The 19,089-nt window shown below is 41.8% G+C and carries 23 protein-coding genes; 6 read left to right on the plus strand and 17 right to left on the minus strand.

Annotation, left to right across the window (positions count from 1 at the left end):
* Nucleotides 1-96: 96 nt before the first annotated feature.
* The 4 genes from DCC39_RS07850 to DCC39_RS07865 form a co-directional block, all read right to left on the minus strand.
* Nucleotides 97-414, minus strand: a complete 318-nt coding sequence (locus DCC39_RS07850; RefSeq protein ID WP_205948484.1) for a YuiB family protein — start codon at nucleotides 412-414, stop codon at nucleotides 97-99.
* Between the two features lie 200 nt (nucleotides 415-614).
* Nucleotides 615-1,829 carry an NAD(P)/FAD-dependent oxidoreductase gene (locus DCC39_RS07855; RefSeq protein WP_116554346.1) on the minus strand — a complete coding sequence of 405 codons (1,215 nt, stop codon included), beginning with the start codon at nucleotides 1,827-1,829 and terminating at the stop codon, nucleotides 615-617.
* Nucleotides 1,830-2,002: 173 nt separating this feature from the next.
* Nucleotides 2,003-2,359, minus strand: a complete 357-nt coding sequence (locus tag DCC39_RS07860; protein WP_407071845.1) for a HesB/IscA family protein — start codon at nucleotides 2,357-2,359, stop codon at nucleotides 2,003-2,005.
* A gap of 81 nt (nucleotides 2,360-2,440) precedes the next feature.
* Nucleotides 2,441-2,677 carry a YuzB family protein gene (locus DCC39_RS07865; protein ID WP_116554348.1) on the minus strand — a complete coding sequence of 79 codons (237 nt, stop codon included), beginning with the start codon at nucleotides 2,675-2,677 and terminating at the stop codon, nucleotides 2,441-2,443.
* Nucleotides 2,678-2,882: 205 nt separating this feature from the next.
* Between DCC39_RS07865 and DCC39_RS07870 the strand changes: the two genes are divergently transcribed.
* The gene (locus DCC39_RS07870; RefSeq protein WP_116554349.1) at nucleotides 2,883-3,950 is read left to right on the plus strand and encodes an NAD(P)/FAD-dependent oxidoreductase; all 1,068 of its coding nucleotides are present in this window, start codon (nucleotides 2,883-2,885) and stop codon (nucleotides 3,948-3,950) included.
* A 51-nt stretch (nucleotides 3,951-4,001) separates the two neighbouring features.
* The gene (locus tag DCC39_RS07875; protein ID WP_116554350.1) at nucleotides 4,002-4,229 is read left to right on the plus strand and encodes a NifU family protein; all 228 of its coding nucleotides are present in this window, start codon (nucleotides 4,002-4,004) and stop codon (nucleotides 4,227-4,229) included.
* A 93-nt stretch (nucleotides 4,230-4,322) separates the two neighbouring features.
* Here DCC39_RS07875 and thrB read toward each other — a convergent pair whose 3' ends face one another.
* The 4 genes from thrB to DCC39_RS07895 form a co-directional block, all read right to left on the minus strand.
* Nucleotides 4,323-5,237 carry a homoserine kinase gene (thrB, locus tag DCC39_RS07880; RefSeq protein ID WP_116554351.1) on the minus strand — a complete coding sequence of 305 codons (915 nt, stop codon included), beginning with the start codon at nucleotides 5,235-5,237 and terminating at the stop codon, nucleotides 4,323-4,325.
* Nucleotides 5,234-6,298 carry a threonine synthase gene (thrC, locus tag DCC39_RS07885; RefSeq protein ID WP_205948488.1) on the minus strand — a complete coding sequence of 355 codons (1,065 nt, stop codon included), beginning with the start codon at nucleotides 6,296-6,298 and terminating at the stop codon, nucleotides 5,234-5,236. Before thrC ends, thrB begins: the two co-directional genes overlap by 4 nt.
* 1 nt (nucleotide 6,299) lies before the next feature.
* Nucleotides 6,300-7,592 carry a homoserine dehydrogenase gene (locus DCC39_RS07890; protein WP_116554353.1) on the minus strand — a complete coding sequence of 431 codons (1,293 nt, stop codon included), beginning with the start codon at nucleotides 7,590-7,592 and terminating at the stop codon, nucleotides 6,300-6,302.
* A 113-nt stretch (nucleotides 7,593-7,705) separates the two neighbouring features.
* Nucleotides 7,706-8,668, minus strand: a complete 963-nt coding sequence (locus DCC39_RS07895) for a 2-hydroxyacid dehydrogenase (protein ID WP_116554354.1) — start codon at nucleotides 8,666-8,668, stop codon at nucleotides 7,706-7,708.
* Nucleotides 8,669-8,971: 303 nt separating this feature from the next.
* Here DCC39_RS07895 and DCC39_RS07900 point away from each other — a divergent pair, with 303 nt between their 5' ends.
* Complete coding sequence (locus tag DCC39_RS07900) at nucleotides 8,972-9,463, plus strand: phosphatidylglycerophosphatase A family protein (RefSeq protein ID WP_116554355.1); 492 nt, start codon at nucleotides 8,972-8,974, stop codon at nucleotides 9,461-9,463.
* A gap of 71 nt (nucleotides 9,464-9,534) precedes the next feature.
* On the opposite strand, the gene DCC39_RS07905 is transcribed toward DCC39_RS07900, so the two are convergent.
* Together DCC39_RS07905 and DCC39_RS07910 are read right to left on the minus strand one after the other, a co-directional pair.
* Nucleotides 9,535-10,305 carry a TIGR01457 family HAD-type hydrolase gene (locus DCC39_RS07905; RefSeq protein WP_116554356.1) on the minus strand — a complete coding sequence of 257 codons (771 nt, stop codon included), beginning with the start codon at nucleotides 10,303-10,305 and terminating at the stop codon, nucleotides 9,535-9,537.
* Nucleotides 10,302-10,757, minus strand: a complete 456-nt coding sequence (locus DCC39_RS07910; RefSeq protein WP_116554357.1) for a DUF86 domain-containing protein — start codon at nucleotides 10,755-10,757, stop codon at nucleotides 10,302-10,304. The genes DCC39_RS07905 and DCC39_RS07910 overlap by 4 nt, the downstream gene beginning before the upstream one ends.
* Before the next feature lie 89 nt (nucleotides 10,758-10,846).
* Between DCC39_RS07910 and DCC39_RS07915 the strand changes: the two genes are divergently transcribed.
* Together DCC39_RS07915 and DCC39_RS07920 are read left to right on the plus strand one after the other, a co-directional pair.
* Nucleotides 10,847-11,122 (plus strand): DUF3055 domain-containing protein, encoded by a 276-nt coding sequence (locus DCC39_RS07915; protein WP_116554358.1) that lies wholly within the window; start codon nucleotides 10,847-10,849, stop codon nucleotides 11,120-11,122.
* 66 nt (nucleotides 11,123-11,188) lie between these two features.
* The gene (locus DCC39_RS07920) at nucleotides 11,189-11,473 is read left to right on the plus strand and encodes a hypothetical protein (protein WP_116554359.1); all 285 of its coding nucleotides are present in this window, start codon (nucleotides 11,189-11,191) and stop codon (nucleotides 11,471-11,473) included.
* 176 nt (nucleotides 11,474-11,649) lie between these two features.
* On the opposite strand, the gene DCC39_RS07925 is transcribed toward DCC39_RS07920, so the two are convergent.
* Together DCC39_RS07925 and lipA are read right to left on the minus strand one after the other, a co-directional pair.
* Nucleotides 11,650-11,922 (minus strand): YutD family protein, encoded by a 273-nt coding sequence (locus DCC39_RS07925; RefSeq protein ID WP_116554360.1) that lies wholly within the window; start codon nucleotides 11,920-11,922, stop codon nucleotides 11,650-11,652.
* A gap of 94 nt (nucleotides 11,923-12,016) precedes the next feature.
* Nucleotides 12,017-12,904, minus strand: coding sequence for a lipoyl synthase (gene lipA, locus DCC39_RS07930; protein WP_116554361.1), 888 nt, complete (start codon nucleotides 12,902-12,904; stop codon nucleotides 12,017-12,019).
* A gap of 506 nt (nucleotides 12,905-13,410) precedes the next feature.
* Here lipA and DCC39_RS07935 point away from each other — a divergent pair.
* A complete protein-coding gene (locus tag DCC39_RS07935) occupies nucleotides 13,411-14,397 on the plus strand; it encodes a M23 family metallopeptidase (RefSeq protein WP_407071846.1) in 987 nt (328 codons plus the stop codon).
* 20 nt (nucleotides 14,398-14,417) lie between these two features.
* Here DCC39_RS07935 and DCC39_RS07940 read toward each other — a convergent pair whose 3' ends face one another.
* From DCC39_RS07940 to DCC39_RS07960, 5 genes are all read right to left on the minus strand, one after another.
* Nucleotides 14,418-14,525 carry a methionine/alanine import family NSS transporter small subunit gene (locus tag DCC39_RS07940; RefSeq protein ID WP_116554363.1) on the minus strand — a complete coding sequence of 36 codons (108 nt, stop codon included), beginning with the start codon at nucleotides 14,523-14,525 and terminating at the stop codon, nucleotides 14,418-14,420.
* A 1-nt stretch (nucleotide 14,526) separates the two neighbouring features.
* The gene (locus DCC39_RS07945) at nucleotides 14,527-16,053 is read right to left on the minus strand and encodes a sodium-dependent transporter (RefSeq protein ID WP_116554364.1); all 1,527 of its coding nucleotides are present in this window, start codon (nucleotides 16,051-16,053) and stop codon (nucleotides 14,527-14,529) included.
* Nucleotides 16,054-16,316: 263 nt separating this feature from the next.
* Nucleotides 16,317-17,090, minus strand: a complete 774-nt coding sequence (yunB, locus tag DCC39_RS07950) for a sporulation protein YunB (protein WP_165820804.1) — start codon at nucleotides 17,088-17,090, stop codon at nucleotides 16,317-16,319.
* Nucleotides 17,091-17,160: 70 nt separating this feature from the next.
* Nucleotides 17,161-17,463: a YunC family protein gene (locus DCC39_RS07955; RefSeq protein ID WP_116554366.1), complete on the minus strand. Its 303-nt coding sequence runs from the start codon at nucleotides 17,461-17,463 to the stop codon at nucleotides 17,161-17,163.
* 209 nt (nucleotides 17,464-17,672) lie between these two features.
* Entirely contained in the window at nucleotides 17,673-19,070 is a 1,398-nt protein-coding gene (locus DCC39_RS07960; RefSeq protein ID WP_116554367.1) for a bifunctional metallophosphatase/5'-nucleotidase, read from the minus strand.
* Between the last annotated feature and the right edge of the window lie 19 nt (nucleotides 19,071-19,089).

Consider the following 19,089-nt stretch of genomic DNA (forward strand, 5'->3'; position numbering starts at 1 on the left):
CGAAGGCGATTCATCTCCACCCTGCTTCGCTGAGGATGGAGTCTTCTCGCCTAAATACGATAAAAAAACCCTCTTTGCGTCTATAGCAAAAAGAGCTTAAAACATCTGATATCCTCTAACCCTCAGCATCCGAATGGCGATGCCTGCAATAATCGTACCGATGAAACCAAATGACAAGATTAAAATGTCAGCAACGGCAAGGCCGGTCAGGCGAGCGGCTAAATCCGAAAAAGCTGGGCCCGGATTTGTTACATATTCATAAAACCGAACATTATCGACAATCATGACAACAATTAACGGATAGACGACTGCCATAATCCACGTTGAACGCAGAAGCATATTTAATATAAAACCAATCCCAAAAAAAAGAACGAGGAATAATAACATCGATATAATTAGTTGTGGCAGTTGCAAAACGCTTCACCCCCATATCATTTTTCAGTTTACTCGAAAGGGGAATAGCCGTCAACGAAAGACACGATTTTGCAACAGTTAAGAATACCAGCTACGCATGAATCAGAGGTTAAACTCGTTTAACATTGGAAAGAGCAGATCTGGTTTTATCCATTCTTAATTACAATGAAGGCATCAAAAGTTTCTGATGCCTTGATCATTTAAAATAATTTAAGTTTCCCTTTCTTCAGAACAAGCCCTGGGCCACCGAGCAGGAATAGATAGCGGTTATCGATGATTTTTTTCATTGCTGAAGCCGTGCTTCCGTAAAGTTTCTTATTTCCAACAGTCCCGATTGCTTCTCCTTCACCTAAAGAAGCAACGGTTCCTTTGATATCAGGTTTAAATGATGCAAGTTCTTCATTGCCGCGAATGAGTCTCAAAAGGTTGGTTGCACATGTATATGCTTCTTGAATCGCGATTTGTGCTGTAGGTGGATATGGTCGATCATTTTCTTCATTAATGATTAGCGCACAGTCGCCAACAACAAATACATTGTCATAGCCAGGCGCGCGCAAGTCTTTATTAACCTTTACACGGCCGCGCATCGCTTCGAATCCAGAGTTCTCCACAATGGAGTTGCCGCGTACACCGCCCGTCCATACAACTGTGTTTGATTTAATCTCCTCTACCTGGTCATCCTTAGATAAAATAACGCCTTCTTCGGTGCATTCTTTAATCATTGTACCGAGCTTAAATTCAACGCCTTTTCTTTCTAGAATATTTTTCGCATACTCGACAAGCTCTGGATCAAATCCTGGCAAAAGTGTCGGCATGGCTTCAACGTTGATGATTCGAACGTTGCTGCGATCAATATCAAATTCGTTGCACAGCTTTGGAACACGATCCGCGAGTTCACCGATAAATTCAATTCCTGTGAAGCCGGCACCGCCAACGATTAATGTAAGCCTTTCCTTTTTCTTCTCTTTATCATTATTATAGCTTGCAAATTGATACTCGATATGCTCGCGAATTTTTCTAACCGAGTCAATGTTCCTAATGCTAAACGCATTTTCTTTTAACCCTTTAATGCCGAACGTTTCAGGTTCAAAACCGAGTGCAATGACAAGATAATCGTAATCTAATTCTCCGTTTTCAAGAATGACTTTTTGCTCTTCGCGTTTAATTTCTACGACTGTATCTTGAACAAAATTAACCTTATTCTCATCCACCACATCGTTAATCATAATCCTCGTCCGGTCATGATGCATCGTTCCAGCCGCCGGCTCATGGAGCCATGTTGTCTGATAGTGGTAGTTATGTTTATTGACAAGGATGATTTCTGCTTCGTTTGCATTTGTCTGTTTTTGCAAACGCACCGCTGTCATGATTCCGCCGTATCCAGCGCCAAGTATTACAATTTTAGGTCTACTCAATCAAATCACATCCACCTTAACGAATTTTTCAACGATTACCGAAATATGTTGCTAAATTTTCACAATTCGTCCCATATCAATAGTATTCTTTTTTCCTAGCTTTTTCAACCCAGAATCTGATGAAAAGTAAAAAACCCTTAATCTTTCCGATTAAGGGAGAAATGATAACATGATTAACAATCGCTTGTAGGCGTGCCGGCATTTGTCGCTGTTCGAAACGATGAGCCGCACCCACAGGAAGCGATGGCGTTCGGATTGTCGATGGTGAATCCGCCGCCCATCATGTTTTGTTTGAAATCAATGACGGTTCCTTTTAGCGCGGGCGCACTATCTACGTCAACAATCACTTTGATGCCGTTTGATTCAAACTGCTCATCACCGTCGTTTACTTCCGTATCAAATCCCATGCCATATGATAAACCGGTACATCCACCGCCTTTGATTCCTATGCGCAAAAATGAATCCTGTTCATTTTCCTGTTCCATCATTTCTTTAATGCGGTTAGCTGCGGGTTCAGTTAATGTCACAATCACGATAATCGCTCCTTTCCAAATGAATATAAAAGTTTCCTATCTATAGTATACAAAATCTTTTGCATTTTGCTCAAGAAATTAAAACATTGGATTTTCCTCTAAATATTCGTATATATTATCAACGAGCTCTTCAGGAGTTTCTCCTGTTACCACTTCACCGTTCACCAGTGCGTATAAATTGTCATAGCATAACCCGCAATTGCTTAGACAGCCATATTCGATAATGTCGAGGTTTGGGTCTTTTTCTAAGATCTCTCTCGCTCTCTGGGAACCGCTCGCTAAATTGCTAATACAAAATTCGATGATTGGATTCAATATGGTTCACCTCTTGTCTTCCACTCCTTATCCTAACTTTTCCCTTTGCCCCCGTCAATTATTTTACAACCTGTATTGTTGTAAACTGTATAAAGGTTCGTTATACTTTAGACGAATCTAATGAATGGAATCAAGACAAAATAGAACTTATTTGATCATTTTTTTAACAAATTTTTAACAAAGTTGGGCAAAGGAGAACGGTAATATGAGAAGATTGGTTATACTCGGTGGTGGTTATGGCGGATTACGAATTCTGCAGCGTCTTTTATCATCTTATCTTCCAATCGATCTTGAAATTATTTTAGTGGATCGTGAACCTTTTCATTGTATGAAAACAGAATATTATGCGCTTGCGGCAGGGACAATTTCTGACCAAGATGTGCGTGTTGCATATCCTCAACATCCTAAATTTTCCTTTGTCTTTGGAGAAGTGACAAACATTGATTTAGAGAATAATCAAATTGAAATAAAAGACAGAGATGAACCTCTTGCCTACGATGAACTCGTGATAGGGCTCGGCAGCGAAGATAAGTATCATGATGTTCCCGGAGCTGATGAATTTACATTAAGTATTCAATCGATTGATGGGGCAAGACAAACATCACAAGTGTTAAGCAACTTGCCCCCGAATGGCATAGTTGCAATTGTGGGCGGCGGGTTAAGCGGCGTTGAAATGGCGAGTGAACTTCGTGAAAGTCGCCCTGACTTAACCATTCAATTGTATGATCGCGGAAAAAGAATTTTGTCGGATTTCAGCGAGCGATTAAGCAGCTATGTAGAAAAGTGGTTTATTGAACACGATGTAAAAATTATAAATGAATCAAACATTACAAAGGTGAAAAAAAACAAACTGTATAATAATGGCGAACCAATTGAAGTTGATGCGATCGTCTGGACAGCCGGCATCCAGCCCCATCACCTTGTGCGGGAATTACAGGTTGAAAAAGACAGATATCATCGAATTGTTCTTTCGCCGCACCATTATATCCCAGCCTATCCAAACGTTTATGTTGTCGGTGATTGTGCCAGCCTTCCCCACTCACCTAGCGCCCAACTCGCTGAAGAGCAGGCTGAGCAGATTGTCTCAGTGATGATAAAACGTTGGAACGGTGAGGAGCTGGCCGAACTGCCGCCTATTAAGCTAAAGGGCGTCCTTGGTTCGCTTGGAACAAAAAGCGGTTTTGGAGTCATGGGAGGCACGTCACTTACAGGCAGAGTGGCTAGACTGCTTAAATCGGGAGTGCTTTGGCTTTATAAGCGCAGCAACGTTTAATATAGATTTTTTGAATCAAACCGATTATAATAAGAAGTAAGAAAGGGGTGGATGTTGTTGCATGAACAAGTGCAAGAGGTTTTAGATAAACTTCGTCCGTTTTTGCTCCGTGACGGAGGCGACGTTGAACTCGTAGATGTTGAAGATGGAATCGTAAAAGTGCGTCTTATGGGCGCATGCGGAAGCTGCCCAAGCTCCACGATTACTTTAAAAGCGGGAATTGAGCGCGCGTTGCTTGAAGAAGTTCCCGGCGTGAAGGAATTAGAGCAAGTATTCTAATCGTGCGTCTTAAAGACATATAAAATAGCTTTAGCTTATAAAGAACCGTACCCTTTACTGAGAAGAGCACGGTTCTTTTTGTTTTGTTTAAAATTACGAAAAAGAATTTTTTAATATCGTAACTGTCGCCCCTTCTTTTGATGGGGCTAGTAATTGGCAATTGTATGAAGGATAAGCATGTTTCAATTTCTCAATAGCAGCCAAGCCTTTTCCTTTTGCTGTGTAGCACATGATCGAAGGGCCCGCACCGCTTAAAGCAACACCTTCTAATCCGTTCTTTTCACCAAATGCTGTAATAAGGGGCAAATCTGGAATAATTTCCGAACGATAAGGTTGGTGAAATAAATCATCTTTCATCATTTTTCCCGCTGTTTTGAGATCGCCTTTTAATAATGCCGCAATAAGCACATTCGCCACGCTTGAAGCCTGGATACTATCCTGATAAGTGAGTGTTGATGGGAGTACTTCCCTTGATTCGCTTGTCATTAATTGATTTGTAGGTGTCATGATCACCATATCAATATTTGGAATCCCGCACGGAACGACAATCGTATCCTTTTCACTGTGGCTCGCAACGATAAGGCCGCCATAGACTGATGCGGATACATTGTCAGGATGGCCTTCGTAAATGCTTGCAATCCTTGCTTTTTCTTTTTTTGATAATGACAAATCAAGCAGTTGGTCAGCAAGTTCGATTCCTGCGACAATGGCGGCTGCACTGCTTCCAAGCCCGCTCGCAAGCGGTAGCTCACAATCCACATGAAGCTTGCAGGCTGGGACCTCTTTTTGAACGCCTGATTGCCTTGCGGTAAAAGCAGCCGCCTTGAAAATTAAGTTCTCTTCGTCCGTTGGGATGCTTTCAAATCCCGGCGTCCGGTAAATAAACTCCCACTGTTTTGATGGTGCAGCTTCAATCAGCAGAAAGCGATCAACCGCTAAACCAACGGAGTCAAATCCAGGCCCTAAGTTTGCGGTACTCCCAGGGACTTTGATTCGCAGTTTTCTCATGCATCCGTCCCCGCTCTTAAGCTTGCGGCTAATGCTTTTTCATCGTTTTCAATTAATGTAGGTTTCACTTCGATTGCTTCCATCGCAGTCGTCGGATCTTTTAATCCGTTTCCCGTTAGCACTGCAACAATTCTGGAACCTTTTTTAATTTCACCTGTGTCAAGTTGCTTTTTAACGCCTGCAAGTGAAGCACAGGATGCGGGTTCAGCAAAAATGCCTTCTTTTCTTGTAATCAGTTTATAAGCTTCAAGGATTTCTTCGTCGCTTACTTCATCAATTTTTCCGTTAGATGATGCAGCAGCATCAACCGCAAGATGCCAGCTCGCAGGATTGCCGATACGAATGGCTGTTGCAATTGTTTCTGGTTCTTCGATTACTTTGTTGCGTACGATGGCTGCAGCTCCTTCTGCTTCAAAACCGCGCATTTCTGGAAGCTTTGTTCCTTTGGCATGATGATATTCTTTAAAACCTTTCCAGTAAGCAGAGATGTTGCCTGCGTTACCGACGGGAATGGCAAGAACGTCAGGCGCGTCGCCAAGTTCATCGCAAATTTCAAATGCCGCGGTTTTTTGACCTTCCAGCCTGTAAGGATTGACTGAGTTTACTAGTGTAATCGGCTCCGTTTCGCTTATTTTCCGAACCATTTGAAGCGCTTGGTCGAAGTTCCCTTTAATCGCAAAAATCTCAGCACCTAAAACCATGGCTTGCGCAAGCTTGCCGAGGGCAATTTTGCCGTCTGGAATGACAATGACCGTCCGTAATCCTGCGCGAGCGCCATATGCCGCCGCTGCGGCAGATGTATTCCCGGTTGAAGCGCAAATGATTGCTTTCGATCCTTCTTCTTTCGCCTTTGCAACAGCCATGACCATTCCTCTGTCTTTAAATGAACCAGTCGGATTGGCGCCTTCATATTTTACATACAAATCAACGCCCCATTCCTCTGACAACCGTTCAAGGCGGATGAGCGGGGTATTGCCTTCTTTTAACGTTAGCATTGGTGTTTTGTCTGTTACGGGTAAATAGTCTTTATAATGTTCAATTAGTCCATTCCACTTCACAATTTTACTCCCCTTCTACCCTATAGCTGCTTTTCACTTCATAAACGACATCAAGGTCGCGTAATTTTATTAAAACTTCTTCGTAAGCCTGTTTGTTTGTCTTGTGTGTAACGATAACGACTTGGGCCATGCCATTTTTATCCAATGGTTCTTGCAATAATTTTTCAAGGCTGATATGATGCTCTGCAAAAAGTGAGGAGATTTTCGAAAAGGCACCAGCTTCATCCTTCACTTGAAAGCGAAGGAAATACTTTGAGTGAATTTCATCCTTTTCCTTTAACTGTCTATCAAATTGAGGCAAAATGACGCTTTTTCCGTTGACGCCAAGCCGCATATTTCTTACAACCGCAATGAGATCAGACACAATCGCTGTCGCTGTCGGCAGCTGGCCTGCTCCTGGTCCGTAGAACATCGTTTCCCCAACCGCTTCGCCGTAAACATAAACGGCGTTAAACTCGTCATTTACCGAAGCAAGCGGATGAGCGTGGGGCAACAGTGTTGGCTGAACACTAATCTCTACTCGCCCGTTGTCGCGTTGGGCAATTCCAATCAGCTTTATTGTATAACCAAACTGCTTTGCATATTCGATATCATCTAAACCGACTTTTGAAATTCCTTCGACTGTTACATCATCCAAATGGATCTTCATTGAAAAACCGAGCGTACTTAGAATCACCATTTTCCTTGCTGAGTCAAGGCCTTCCACATCAGCCGTTGGATCGGCCTCTGCAAAGCCAAGTTTTTGGGCTTCTTTTAAAACATCTTCATACGAAGCTTTTTCTTTGCTCATTTTTGTTAAAATATAATTTGTCGTTCCATTGATGATTCCCATCATTTTTGTAATCCGATCAGATGACAAACCTTCAACAAGGCTTCGGATAAGCGGAATACCGCCTCCGACGCTTGCCTCGTAAAATAAGTCACAGCCGTTTTCTGTCGCGGCGGCAAGCAGTTCTCCGCCGTGTAGCGCCATTAAATCTTTATTTGCTGTTACCACATGTTTTTTATTTTTCAAAGCTGTTAAAATATATTTTTTTGTTTCATCTATCCCCCCAATCACTTCGATCACAACATCAATTTCGGGGTTATCAATAATATCTTCAGGGCAATTCGTTAAAATGGACGGATCAACCTTAACATCGCGTTTTTTTTCAAAATCCTTGACTAATATTTTTTTTACTTGAACCGGACAGCCCACTTGGTGCAGAAGCTGCTCTTGATGCGCTTCAATAATTCGGACAACACCGCTTCCGACTGTTCCAAATCCGAGCAATCCGACATTTACCTGTTGTTCCAAGTCTGTACACTCCCTTTGTTTTCCTGGAAAGAACAATTGTTTTTCCCAAACGGACTCAATAGGAACATTATAGTAAGCTTTTCGTTACGTGGCAAGAGGAAATTTATCGACAATTAATAAACGGGCGTAATGGCCTTTCCTTCTTTTAGAAAAGCATAAATATTGTTTGCCGCGAGTGTCGCCATCTTCATTCTTGTTTCGTAGGAAGCACTTCCAATATGCGGAAGGGCAACGACATTATCAAGCTTAACAAGCGGATGATCCGCGGACACGGGTTCCTTCTCAAAGACATCAAGCCCAGCACCTCTGATTTCTCCATTCGTTAACGCATGGTACAATGCTTCTTCATTGACCAATGCTCCTCTTGAGGCGTTAATGAAGATGGCTGATTGCTTCATCTTTTGAAATGCATTTTCATTGAAGATTCCTTTCGTTTCTTCTGTGAGCGGCGCTAAACAAACGAGAAAGTCGGAAAGCTCAAGCAACCCATTGAACGAGCAATAGGTAGCGCCAAGTTCTTTCTCAACTTCGGGCTTCCTGCTTCTGTTATGGTATAAAACGGTCATATCGAAGCCGCGCGCACGTTTTGCCACCGCTTCCCCGATCCGCCCCATTCCAAAAATGCCGATTGTTTTATGGTGTACATCGGTTCCCGCCAACTGAAATGGACTCCATGTTGTCCATTGGTTCTGTTTTATATAGGTGGCAGCCTCTGGCAGCTTCCTTGCCGTTGCCATCAACAAGGCAAACGTTAAGTCTGCTGTCGTATCTGTTAATACGTCTGGTGTATTTGTAATGACGACATCTTTCTCATGAGCGAGCTTAACATTAATGTTGTCATATCCTACGGCCATATTTGCAACGATTTTTAAATTGTTCATTTGGTTGAACAACTCTTCGTCCACTTGTTCCGTTAACATGGTTAGGAGTGCGGTTGCTTCTTTTGCCTCAGAAAGCAACACATCCCTCGGTACAGGAATGTCAGGTTTATCCCACATTTTTATCGTTGCGACATCTTTTAAACTTTCAATTGCTTCCTCCGGAAGCAGCCTCGTTATGTAAACAAGCGGTTTCAATGTAACGCCTCCTTAATGATGAGCTCCCTTTATTTTCGCATATCCACCTATGCACCGTAAAGAAAACTTGCCCATTCTTGCACGAACCTTTTGACTTCTTCATAATAGAATTAACTGTTCCATATAATTTAAGAAAAACACGATCATTTCTGTCTTGGAGGCAAGAGGTGGGATTTGTTTAAATTGGCGAACCAATTTATCCTTTCTTAGGAGGCCGGAAGACAGATTGGTCTAAATTTGCGGTACAGCAAATTTATACTTTTTTATATTCTAACTGTTTTTTTGGACGAAGGAGGGGAAACAATGCAAAATGATCCAGTTGCAGTTGCTGCACATAGATGGCTGCTAGAACGCGGCGTTACGATAGAAGACATTACTGAACTTGTTTTCTATTTGCAAAAGCAATACCACCCTGATTTAACATTAGATTTGTGTAGGGAAAATGTCGAACGTGTCCTTTCGAAACGTGAAGTTCAAAATGCCATTATTACAGGTATTGAACTTGACAGGCTTGCGGAAAAAGAGATGCTGAGCGAACCGCTCCTCGATTTAATCAAACGCGATGAAGGTTTATATGGAGTTGACGAAATTGTTGCTTTCTCGATTGTAAATGTGTATGGATCGATTGGATTTACGAATTATGGTTATATCGACAAGCAAAAACCTGGCATTTTAAAAAAATTAAACGATAAAAGCAGTGGCAAAGTCCATACATTTCTAGACGACATTGTCGGCGCGATTGCAGCCGCCGCATCAAGCCGGCTTGCACACCGGATGAAAAATGTCGAACCTTAATTGCTAAGCGGCATGGAACAGATTCGTTCATGCCGCGTTTTCTTTTTCTAAATCCCTCTTTTTTACACTGCTCATATAACAAACTCTTCCAATGAATCACATACATAAGTAGGCTGCTTCTTAACAACTAGCAGCTGCTCCTTCGTCGTTACCCCAGTATGGACGAGCAACGTATCGAGTCCAGAATTTATCCCTGCAAGGATATCGGTATCATAATTGTCTCCAATCATTATTGCATCTTCTTTCCCGACGCCGAGCCGTTTTAACGCTTGACCGATGATGATTGGTTCCGGCTTCCCAATGAAAATCGGGGTAACTCCCGTCGAAGTTGAAACAACAGATGTAATTGCGCCGTTTCCTGGGACGAGCCCGCGCTCGGTAGGGATTGCTTTATCCGCATTTGTAGAAATCAGCTCGGCCCCATTTCTTACGGCCAGGCATGCCTTCGCCAGTTTTTCGTACGTAATGGCGCGATCAATTCCGATGATGACGTAATCAACATTTTCATCGCTCAAAGCAAACCCTTTCTTTTCAAGCGCGTTTTTCAGGCCCTCTTCTCCAATCATAAAAACGTTTGCTTCCTGCTTTTGTTCATAAATATAGTCTGCAGTCGCCAGGCTGGACGTTATAATTTGTTCAGAAGTCGCCGATACGCCAAAGCCTTCCAACGTATTTGCAACTTGTTCAGGTGTTTTTGAAGAATTATTTGTAACAAAAAGGTAAGGAAGTCCCTTTTCGGCAAGCTTATGAACAAACTCGACCGCTGAATCAATCCTTTCTTTTCCACGGTATATCGTTCCATCTAAATCGATTAAAAACCCTTTGTAGTTTTTCACAATCATTCCCTTTCTGAATCATCAGGCAGGAAAGCAGAAACGGGACCAAGTTCTTCAGTTAAATAAAATCTGATTTTAGACGGAAACTTCTTGAGCGCCTCGATATTGTCAAAAACCTTGCCATGTAATTCATCAAAATCAATCGTTATGTAAGAGCTAACGATTTCCTTACGGTAAGATACGAAGTCTTTGATCATCTTGGCATCTGATTCATCGATCACTTTTTCATCGAGTAAAATATCAATAATATCTTCATAGCTTCCCGGATCGCGCATAATAAAACCATCGATCATCGCATTGCCAACATCAATGACAGACTCAATGACGACATGGGCGATTCGTTCAAAGGCAAGCTGTGAAAGTTTAGAATCCCATGATTCTGTTTCCTCTACTGTCTGTAGACAACTTTCCATATAATCAAGCGTTGCTTCAATTTTCTTTCGATCAACGAAATACATCATACCACCTGCTTATCTCATTTGTCATATTATAAGTGTAGCATAACTGAATTTATGATACAGTCTAGGAAAGTAGAAGGGAGATAGCAATGGGAGAAGAACGATTTTATTTATATGATGAAACCGAAGATACAAAAACTCGCTTCGTCAGTTTCATGGGCGAAAACCAACGATTTGATTTGGGTATTATGAAAACGGATCGCTATTTTGGCAAATCACTCGTTTTTGACATTCAAGGCGGCCGCTTTGCGATCATTGGAAGAGATGACCTTGAAGAACCAGGCTATTTGGAAGAAACCTTCCGGTTAAATGAAGAAGATGCCCACGATTTGCGATCCTTCCTTAATGAAGTGATTGAAATTTAATTACATGAAATAAGCCCTTTTTGGGAAGTTTATCACGTAACTATGACTTCAAAAGGGTGAATGTAAATGGACAAAAAAGGCAATAAAGGCGAACGAAATAAATACAGCGACTTTGTTCCAGTGGAAAAAATGCATAACGAAGTGATTCCAGAAGACTTTCCTGAAGGGCCTTATGGTTCACCGATTAACAGGCGGCTTGGAAAATCGACGCCATTCGGAAAAGATCAACATGCAATCAGCAACTTTGCCAATGAAAACAAGGAATTGCATGAAGACTTGCCGCGCCAATATCCCGGTGCCCATCCGCCCCATGATGATAAAGAAGTGGACAGCGAGCGGCCGCTTTATTAAATTAAGAAAAACGCTAACGCTTTCTTTCTTAGGAAGTCAGAGGCCAGAAGCCAGATTGGTCTAAATTTGCGAAAGAGACAATTTAATACTTAATTTTTTAAAAAGGCAAACGCGCCTTTCTTAGAGATTAGAGACAAAAGGACAAGCGCCAGCGGAGTGATGCACTTCACTGGCGCTTATTTTATTTTTTTAATGACAAAAAAAGCGCAGCCAAAATTGCAATATTCGTAAATATATTCTGATAAAGCGCTGATTTTTGAATCAATCGGCGCTTTCGGGTGATGATCTTCAAAAAATCCGCGCAGCCGCAATTGGTTGTATCCCCAGTCGCCGACAATGTAGTCGTATTTGTTTAAAATGTCACTATAACGGGCTTTGAATGCTTCTTCGTTCCAGCCTTCTTTAACATCTTCAATGACCTCATAATGAGTCCCTTGGATTGTGACCACAACCGGCTCCCACCTTTCTTAAGAGGTTGTTCAAAAAGTGTGAATGTGTTTCACATCCACCTTGCAAGTAAAGAGAGCGAAACGCCTGCTCTCTTTACTTGGCTTGTGCATTGGCAGCTTTCACTTGTTCATCGGCATGGTATGATGAGCGAACAAGCGGGCCGGATTCACAATGGCTGAATCCTTTTGACATGGCAATTTCTTTTAATTCGGCAAATTCATCCGGGTGCCAATATTTTTGAACGGCTAAATGTTTTTTTGTCGGCTGTAAATATTGGCCAATTGTCATAATGTCAACATTGTTCGCACGAAGATCGTCCATCGTTTCAATGATTTCTTCTTTCGTTTCCCCAAGGCCAATCATAAGGCTTGATTTCGTTGGAATATTTGGATTCATTTCTTTTGCGCGACGCAAAAATTCAAGTGAACGTTCATACGTTGCTCTCGCTCTTACTCTTTTTGTTAGACGGCGAACCGTTTCGATGTTGTGGTTTAAAATATCGGGTTTTGCGTCCATGACGATTTGCAGGTTTTCCCTTACTCCGCCCAAGTCAGAAGGCAAAACTTCAACACTGCAAAATGGATTGCGGCGCCGGATTGCCCTTACTGTTTCAGCTAATACGGCTGCCCCTCCGTCTTTTAAATCATCTCTTGCAACCATTGTAATGACAACATGTTTTAGCCCCATCTGCTCGACGGACTCAGCAACTCTTTCAGGCTCCTGCCAATCAAGTTCGTTAGGCAAACCCGTGTTGACCGCGCAAAATCGGCAAGCTCTTGTGCATGTTTCGCCTAAAATCATAAAAGTAGCCGTTCTTCTCACTGCCCAGCATTCATGGATATTCGGACACTTCGCCTCTTCACAGACGGTATGTAATTTCTTTTCGCGCATCATTTTCTTTAAGCCTGTATAGTTTTCGTTCGTATTTAATTTTATTTTTAACCAGTCAGGCTTCCGCAAATATTCTTGCTGTTTCGCCATATGATTCACTCCAATCGGTGTCTTTACTATGTTTATTATATATGGTTAAGACAAGAGGATCCATCTATGAAGCCAACCAGCTACAATAAAATCCCCACTATCAATTTATTTGCTGTTTCAAATGTATCATAAAAAGCATCGACACCTCTAATGAATTGCCTGATATATGAAAGAAGCTAAAGAATTTTAATGAGCAGTCTTTTGAGTTTGAACGGCTAAACGTAGAAAGCTGGAGAGCGGTCATCATTGTATTTACTTTCAGTCGCTTGGAAGCTTCGAAGTGTCTTGCTAGCTTCTTTGTCGAATTCAAACCAACTGTGAATTAAAACTCTTTTATTCCAAATGTATAGAAGCCAGAGTCCGGATGTGTCCCAATTTGCGAAAGTGCAAATATAACTTTTTATTCTTTCCAAAAATAAGAAATCATGTTTTCCCGTTCTTTACCCAAAATAAGAGGAGAACAACTTGTGGCGGAATCGTCGCCGACGAAGGGAGTTGCTTATACTGTGAGGAAATTTCAATTTTTCCTCATTGTCTTTCTTGTTTTTTCTTTAACGACCGAAACAGTGGCGAAGGAAGAAAAAAATAATACAGAGGAACGCATGAGCCTTTATAAAAAAATGGAAGCCATCACTCAAATCGATTGGACTTATTTTGCGGCAGTTGATCAATACGAACGGAGTGCCCGGCGTTTAAATAAAAACATTCCGGAGGAAAAAGGCCAAATCGCAATCTATTTTTCCCCAGATGAATGGACTGGCCCGATTAATCCAAATCAAAAGGATACAAATCCATTAACGATAAGCATTTTCGGCGGAATTGGTTTAGACGGCAATGGAGATGGCATCGCCGATCGAGAAAACGATGAAGATGTCCTGTACACGTTTGCAAATCATTTGCAAAAATATGGGCCGCATCCTGATGATATTCGAATGGGATTATGGGATTATTACAAACGGGATCTCATTGTTAGCATCATTACAGGGAACGCGAAAATATATAAGCACTTTGGAACGATTGATCTTGATAAAAATGCCTTCCCTGTTCCGCTTCAAGCAAATTACAACTTTAAAAATACATGGGGAGATAGGCGTGGCTGGGGCGGGCTCCGCATTCATGAAGGAACTGATATATTCACCGGATACGGCGTACCTGTCCGGGCAACGACTTACGGGATTGTTGAAACAATTGGTTGGAATCGTTACGGAGGATGGCGAATCGGCATAAGAGACTTAAACAACACGTACCATTATTTTGCCCATTTAAACGGCTTTGAAAAAAACCTTGAAAAAGGTTCAGTCGTCAAACCAGGCGACACAATCGGCTTTGTTGGAAGCTCTGGATACGGTCCAAAAGGAACGGCTGGAAAGTTTCCTCCTCACTTACATTACGGAATGTACCGCTTCAATGGCCAGAAAGAATGGGGTTTTGATCCTTATCCATCCTTAAAAACTTGGGAAAGGCAGGAAAGAAATGCAAAAAAAAAGGGTTGAGCAAAAGCTCGACCCTCTTCCTATGCTTTTCTTTTTGATGCACGTACCGCATTCCAAATACTAGCGATTAAACCGCCCCAAAGAATCACCATTCCCAACACCATCATAAAAATTGCGCTTCCAGTCATGTTATTCATCCTCCCTATGCTGGTCAAGTGTGCTTCGATTCCATTTTGTCAGCGATACGATAATTCCTAAAACAATCACTCCAATGACGACTGACCATCCGCTGTATAGAATAAACGAATCGGAGTAGCCACCATAGTTTCCGGTGCCAGTTTCTGTTTTAAATTGTTTAAGCAAATTCGTCTTAAATAAATCAAACAGCATATAGCCTAAGATGAGCGGTGTAATGATGCCGAGGCATATATTCCACCACGTTCCGACACGCATATCTGAAATGGCATTTGCATGTTCTTTTAAATCTGTGAGTTTTCTTAAGAACCATGCGATAATGATTACTTCCACCAACCCGACGAATGCAATTCCGAACTGGTTGATAAAATAGTCGACAGCATCCAGGAAATTTATCCCGCCATTCGTCGCAAATAATAACGAAACAATTGCAGCGAGGCCGCCACCAATAAATACCGATTTTTTTCTTGAGATTCCAAATTTATCGGAAACCCCGGAAATATACGTTTCTAATATTGAAATAAGCGATGTGATCCCGGCTAATACGAGCGATAGGAAAAATAGCAGGCCAAAGAACCCATTCCATATCGGGAACTCATTAATGATTTGCGGGAAAACAACGAATGCCAACCCAATTCCGCCTGCCACCACTTCTTTTACAGGAACGCCGCTCACAGAAGCCATAAACCCAAGAGCTGCAAAAACACCAATTCCAGCCAAAAGTTCAAAACCTGAGTTGCTTAACCCTGTGATAAAAGCATTGTTTACAATATCTGACTTTCTAGGAAGATAGCTTGCATACGTAATCATAATGGCAAACGCAATGGATAAACTAAAGAAAATTTGCCCATAGGCGGCAACCCAAACTTCACCTTTAAAAATTCGGCTCCAATCCGGTTCAAAAAATGCCTGCAATCCTAGAGAAGCACCGTCGAGAGTAACCGCACGTATAACGATAATTAAAAAAACAACAACGAGCAGAGGAATAAAGATACGATTCGCAATTTCGATCCCCTTCTTAATCCCTCTTACGAGAAAGAACAAGGCAACGGCCCAAACAAGAACAAGCGGTATAAGAACTCCCGGTACTAGCGAACCGACCTCACCTGCTGGAGCGGCTTTCAAATAATTTTTAAAAAGAAAAGATTCCGTATCGCTTCCCCATGCCAAGTTAAATGAAAACACAGCATATGAAATGGCCCAAGCAACGATCACTGCATAGTACGTTGAGATGACAAACGCTATAAAGATTTGCCACCAGCCAAGCCATTCAAGTTTTTTATTCATTCTTCGAAATGTTAACGGTGCAGACCCTTGATATTTATGCCCTAATGTAAATTCCATAATCAGAATCGGTATACCTGCCGTTAAAAGGGCGATAAGATAAGGGATAAAGAAAGCTCCTCCGCCATTTTCATAAGCAACAGCCGGAAAACGCCAAATATTCCCGAGTCCAATTGCCGAGCCGACAGCAGCTAAAACAAAACCTGCCCTTGTACCCCACTGGCCTCGACTTTCCATCATATGACCTCCTTTTTTAAAAGTTAAAGTTAAATTGGCAATTCGCCAATTTAAACCAATCCTACCTATCACCTCCAAGAAAGACGCATCAGCGTTTTCTTAATAATAAGGTATACTTTCGAAGCTTGTTCAATTACTAAAATTGTCAAAAAATCGTTGGAATTCTACTTGTTTTCAAGTATAGCCTACTGTTTAAAAAAATGTCAAAGACAAACTTTATCCCCCATCATTGAAAATAAGACCCCACTTATTGGAGTCTCTCTTTATCTCGCATTTGGAACGATGGCTGGCGGCATACCCTGATTGGAATTATTATAGAACTCTGGAACTTCTCCATTTATTAATGTAAATACGAGCGGAACATTTGTTGTTACCGTATCTGTTTCCGTTGCGAATGGGACAACGACGTTTACGTTCACATCAAGTCTTATATTAATTTCAATCCAAATGTTATTAATCCCGACAAGCTTGACGTTGCTGATAGGCTGTGATTTAACCTCCCCTATCGTATGAAACCGGATTGGGATTTTCGGACCGAGGTTAGCAAGCAACGTATTATGTGTTGCTTTACCGAGTGAAATGTAGTGGACGACCCCCTCTTCTCCATCTCTTATGCTCTCAGCCTCTGTACCGTCTGCCGTTTCAGTCCATTGATTAATTTCACCCCTCTCGACTTTATTCAAATATTCCTGTGCCCTCTTCGTGGCTTCCGACAATATATGATTAAAGACTTTTGAATTTATTCTCGCTGATGTAATTTTCCCGTTTTGATCTATATCTGTAATAACGAGTTCATCATGCTCTTCCAATTTTTCAAGATCCCCAACCATTTTACTTGATACGGCATCATTAATCGCTTGCTGAGCGATTCGTTGTGTTTCTGCCTTCGCAATTTCAATGAGCGTTGGCTTTATATTTCTTTCCACGAGCCATAAACCTTGTAATGTCATGATTGTAAAAATAACAGAAGAAATAGCAAAAACCGTTCGAAAAGGCAATGGCCCTCGCACCCGACGGAGCCGTTTCCTTCTAAACAAGAAAACCCCCCCTTTCATGCTATATATATGCATGATGGAGAGGTTTCACACATTTAATTTAAAGCGAGGCTCAAAACATTTTCAGCAAGGCATCCTTTCCTTTCATACCGGCTGTAATACCCAATGATTCCGCTTCATATGTGACAGATTCCAGCGGCGCTTCCAGCAATTCATCAATTGTTCGAACGCCAACAGCTCTGCCGGCAATAATTTTCCTGTCTTTTAGTTTGTCGTTCAATAATTGCACATCGAGCGCGCCGCACATTATATATCCTTTTTCACTGCTGACTGACATAAAGTTTGTTTTCGGCAGTTTTACAGTTACTGCAGTGAAAGGCTTTCCGTCGATAAACAGAGGCTCAACAGAGATCATTTTATGCCCACTCCTTTCTCTATATATCCTTTTAAAAAATAACTTAATTTGCACCTGCGTCTACCAGTTTAGCTCCGAAGCAGGATTTCTCGGCGCAGGGCAACAAAGATGTATTTCTTTGTAATCGCCTTGCTCTTTCGCAAATTTAGGCCAATCTGGCTTCTGGCCTCCTAAGAAAACGCGTTAGCGTTTTTCTTATATATATGTCACTAGGCGAACAAATGTCCCAACTTCCACGCAAGCAGATCACGAAGCATTTCCGGAAGAAAGTAGCGTTTTTCTTTCGCTTGGGCTATAGCAGGGTAAAGCCGGCCAAATGTAAACATATCAATCGTTGCAATGGTATAGGTCTCCTTCGGATCTAGCGGTTTCCCCATAATATAGATATCACGTGCCCTGTTTTCGCCATCGCTTAATTGCTGGATCTCAAACGAAATGCCGTCGTAAATCATCGATCCCATTACCTTCCCGCGAAAACCAAGGCCTTGTATTGTTAGGCCAACCACTTCTCTCCTCAGGCTTTGGGCAATGATTTCTTTTATTTCACTGCCTTTCAGCTTGACAACACACGGATTGATTGGATGCGGGCAAACACGGTGCAAATCTTTTTTCGTAACAATTCCCTGGGGAAGCCCTTCAAGTAAAATCCCCGCATTCACCATCGAAATTTCAGTATTGCACCATTCTTTTAAACTTTCAGCCAAGAGCTTAGTAAATGGGGATTGGCCATACCATGACACTTGAAGCGGTTTCGAAAGTGTTGCCACTTCTTCCTTTAGCCGGTGATTGCCTTCTTCACGCAGTCTTTGCACAAGCCTTTCCGTTGTTTCATTTTTTTTCATTTTATCAACAGGGACGCAAGATGCTTCTGTGGAAACGAGTTGCTTCATGTCTCGATCATAGGTCAATGTAATTTGGCCGACATAATTTCCAAACTTTCCTGCCTGCGCAATCAGTGTCCCTTTCACAATTTTTCCTTGCTGCAAAAGGTGATGGGTATGGGCCCCAATGATGACATCAATGCCTTCCATTGCTTCGGCTGCCTGCACATCCCATCCATATCCCATATGCGAGAGCAAAATTAAAATATCCACCTTTGGACGTAATTTTTTAATCAGCGGCGGAAGGATTTCCCAAGCATCGGCGATTTTCCAGCCAAGCATGTCATAAAAAGAATAATATGGAATAGTAATTCCGATGACGCCAACCTTTAAGCCGTTTTTTAAGTGATGAATATCATAGGCTTTTGACCAACTCGGCGATTCTCCATTTTTATGGAATAGGTTTGCAACTAATACTTGGAATTCGGCTTTTTCGTAAAGGGAATCCAACTCTTCTTTTGAAAACGTAATGCCTTCGTTATTCCCAATTGTTGCATTATCGTATTTCAGTTCATTTAACAGTTCAATATTTCCTTTGCCTGACAGCCCTTCTGTTATGCTGTCAAATCGGTCACAATGATCGCCGATATCAAAAAGAAGCGTCTCTTCATTTTTCATGTGATGCAATTTTCTTTGCTGCTTGATGAAATGAGCGATTTCTGACCAATGGTCCAAATGACTATGAATATCGTTCGTATGATAAATATGAATCGTTTCGAGCGCCATGTCTTCCCCCCATTACGCT

Origin of the sequence: Pueribacillus theae, assembly GCF_003097615.1 — a bacterium.
Classification (GTDB): domain Bacteria; phylum Bacillota; class Bacilli; order Bacillales; family UBA6769; genus Pueribacillus; species Pueribacillus theae.

Bases quoted from the DNA above. Each gene is read 5' to 3' on its own strand.
- DCC39_RS07870 (WP_116554349.1), top strand. From the start codon at position 2,883: ATGAGAAGATTGGTTATACTCGGTGGTGGTTATGGCGGATTACGAATT.
- DCC39_RS07875 (WP_116554350.1), top strand. From the start codon at position 4,002: ATGTTGTTGCATGAACAAGTGCAAGAGGTTTTAGATAAACTTCGTCCG.
- thrB (WP_116554351.1), bottom strand. From the start codon at position 5,237: ATGAGAAAACTGCGAATCAAAGTCCCTGGGAGTACCGCAAACTTAGGG.
- DCC39_RS07900 (WP_116554355.1), top strand. From the start codon at position 8,972: ATGCAAAATGATCCAGTTGCAGTTGCTGCACATAGATGGCTGCTAGAA.
- DCC39_RS07905 (WP_116554356.1), bottom strand. From the start codon at position 10,305: ATGATTGTGAAAAACTACAAAGGGTTTTTAATCGATTTAGATGGAACG.
- DCC39_RS07910 (WP_116554357.1), bottom strand. From the start codon at position 10,757: ATGTATTTCGTTGATCGAAAGAAAATTGAAGCAACGCTTGATTATATG.
- DCC39_RS07915 (WP_116554358.1), top strand. From the start codon at position 10,847: ATGGGAGAAGAACGATTTTATTTATATGATGAAACCGAAGATACAAAA.
- DCC39_RS07920 (WP_116554359.1), top strand. From the start codon at position 11,189: ATGGACAAAAAAGGCAATAAAGGCGAACGAAATAAATACAGCGACTTT.
- lipA (WP_116554361.1), bottom strand. From the start codon at position 12,904: ATGGCGAAACAGCAAGAATATTTGCGGAAGCCTGACTGGTTAAAAATA.
- DCC39_RS07940 (WP_116554363.1), bottom strand. From the start codon at position 14,525: ATGACTGGAAGCGCAATTTTTATGATGGTGTTGGGAATGGTGATTCTT.
- DCC39_RS07945 (WP_116554364.1), bottom strand. From the start codon at position 16,053: ATGGAAAGTCGAGGCCAGTGGGGTACAAGGGCAGGTTTTGTTTTAGCT.
- DCC39_RS07955 (WP_116554366.1), bottom strand. From the start codon at position 17,463: ATGATCTCTGTTGAGCCTCTGTTTATCGACGGAAAGCCTTTCACTGCA.
- DCC39_RS07960 (WP_116554367.1), bottom strand. From the start codon at position 19,070: ATGGCGCTCGAAACGATTCATATTTATCATACGAACGATATTCATAGT.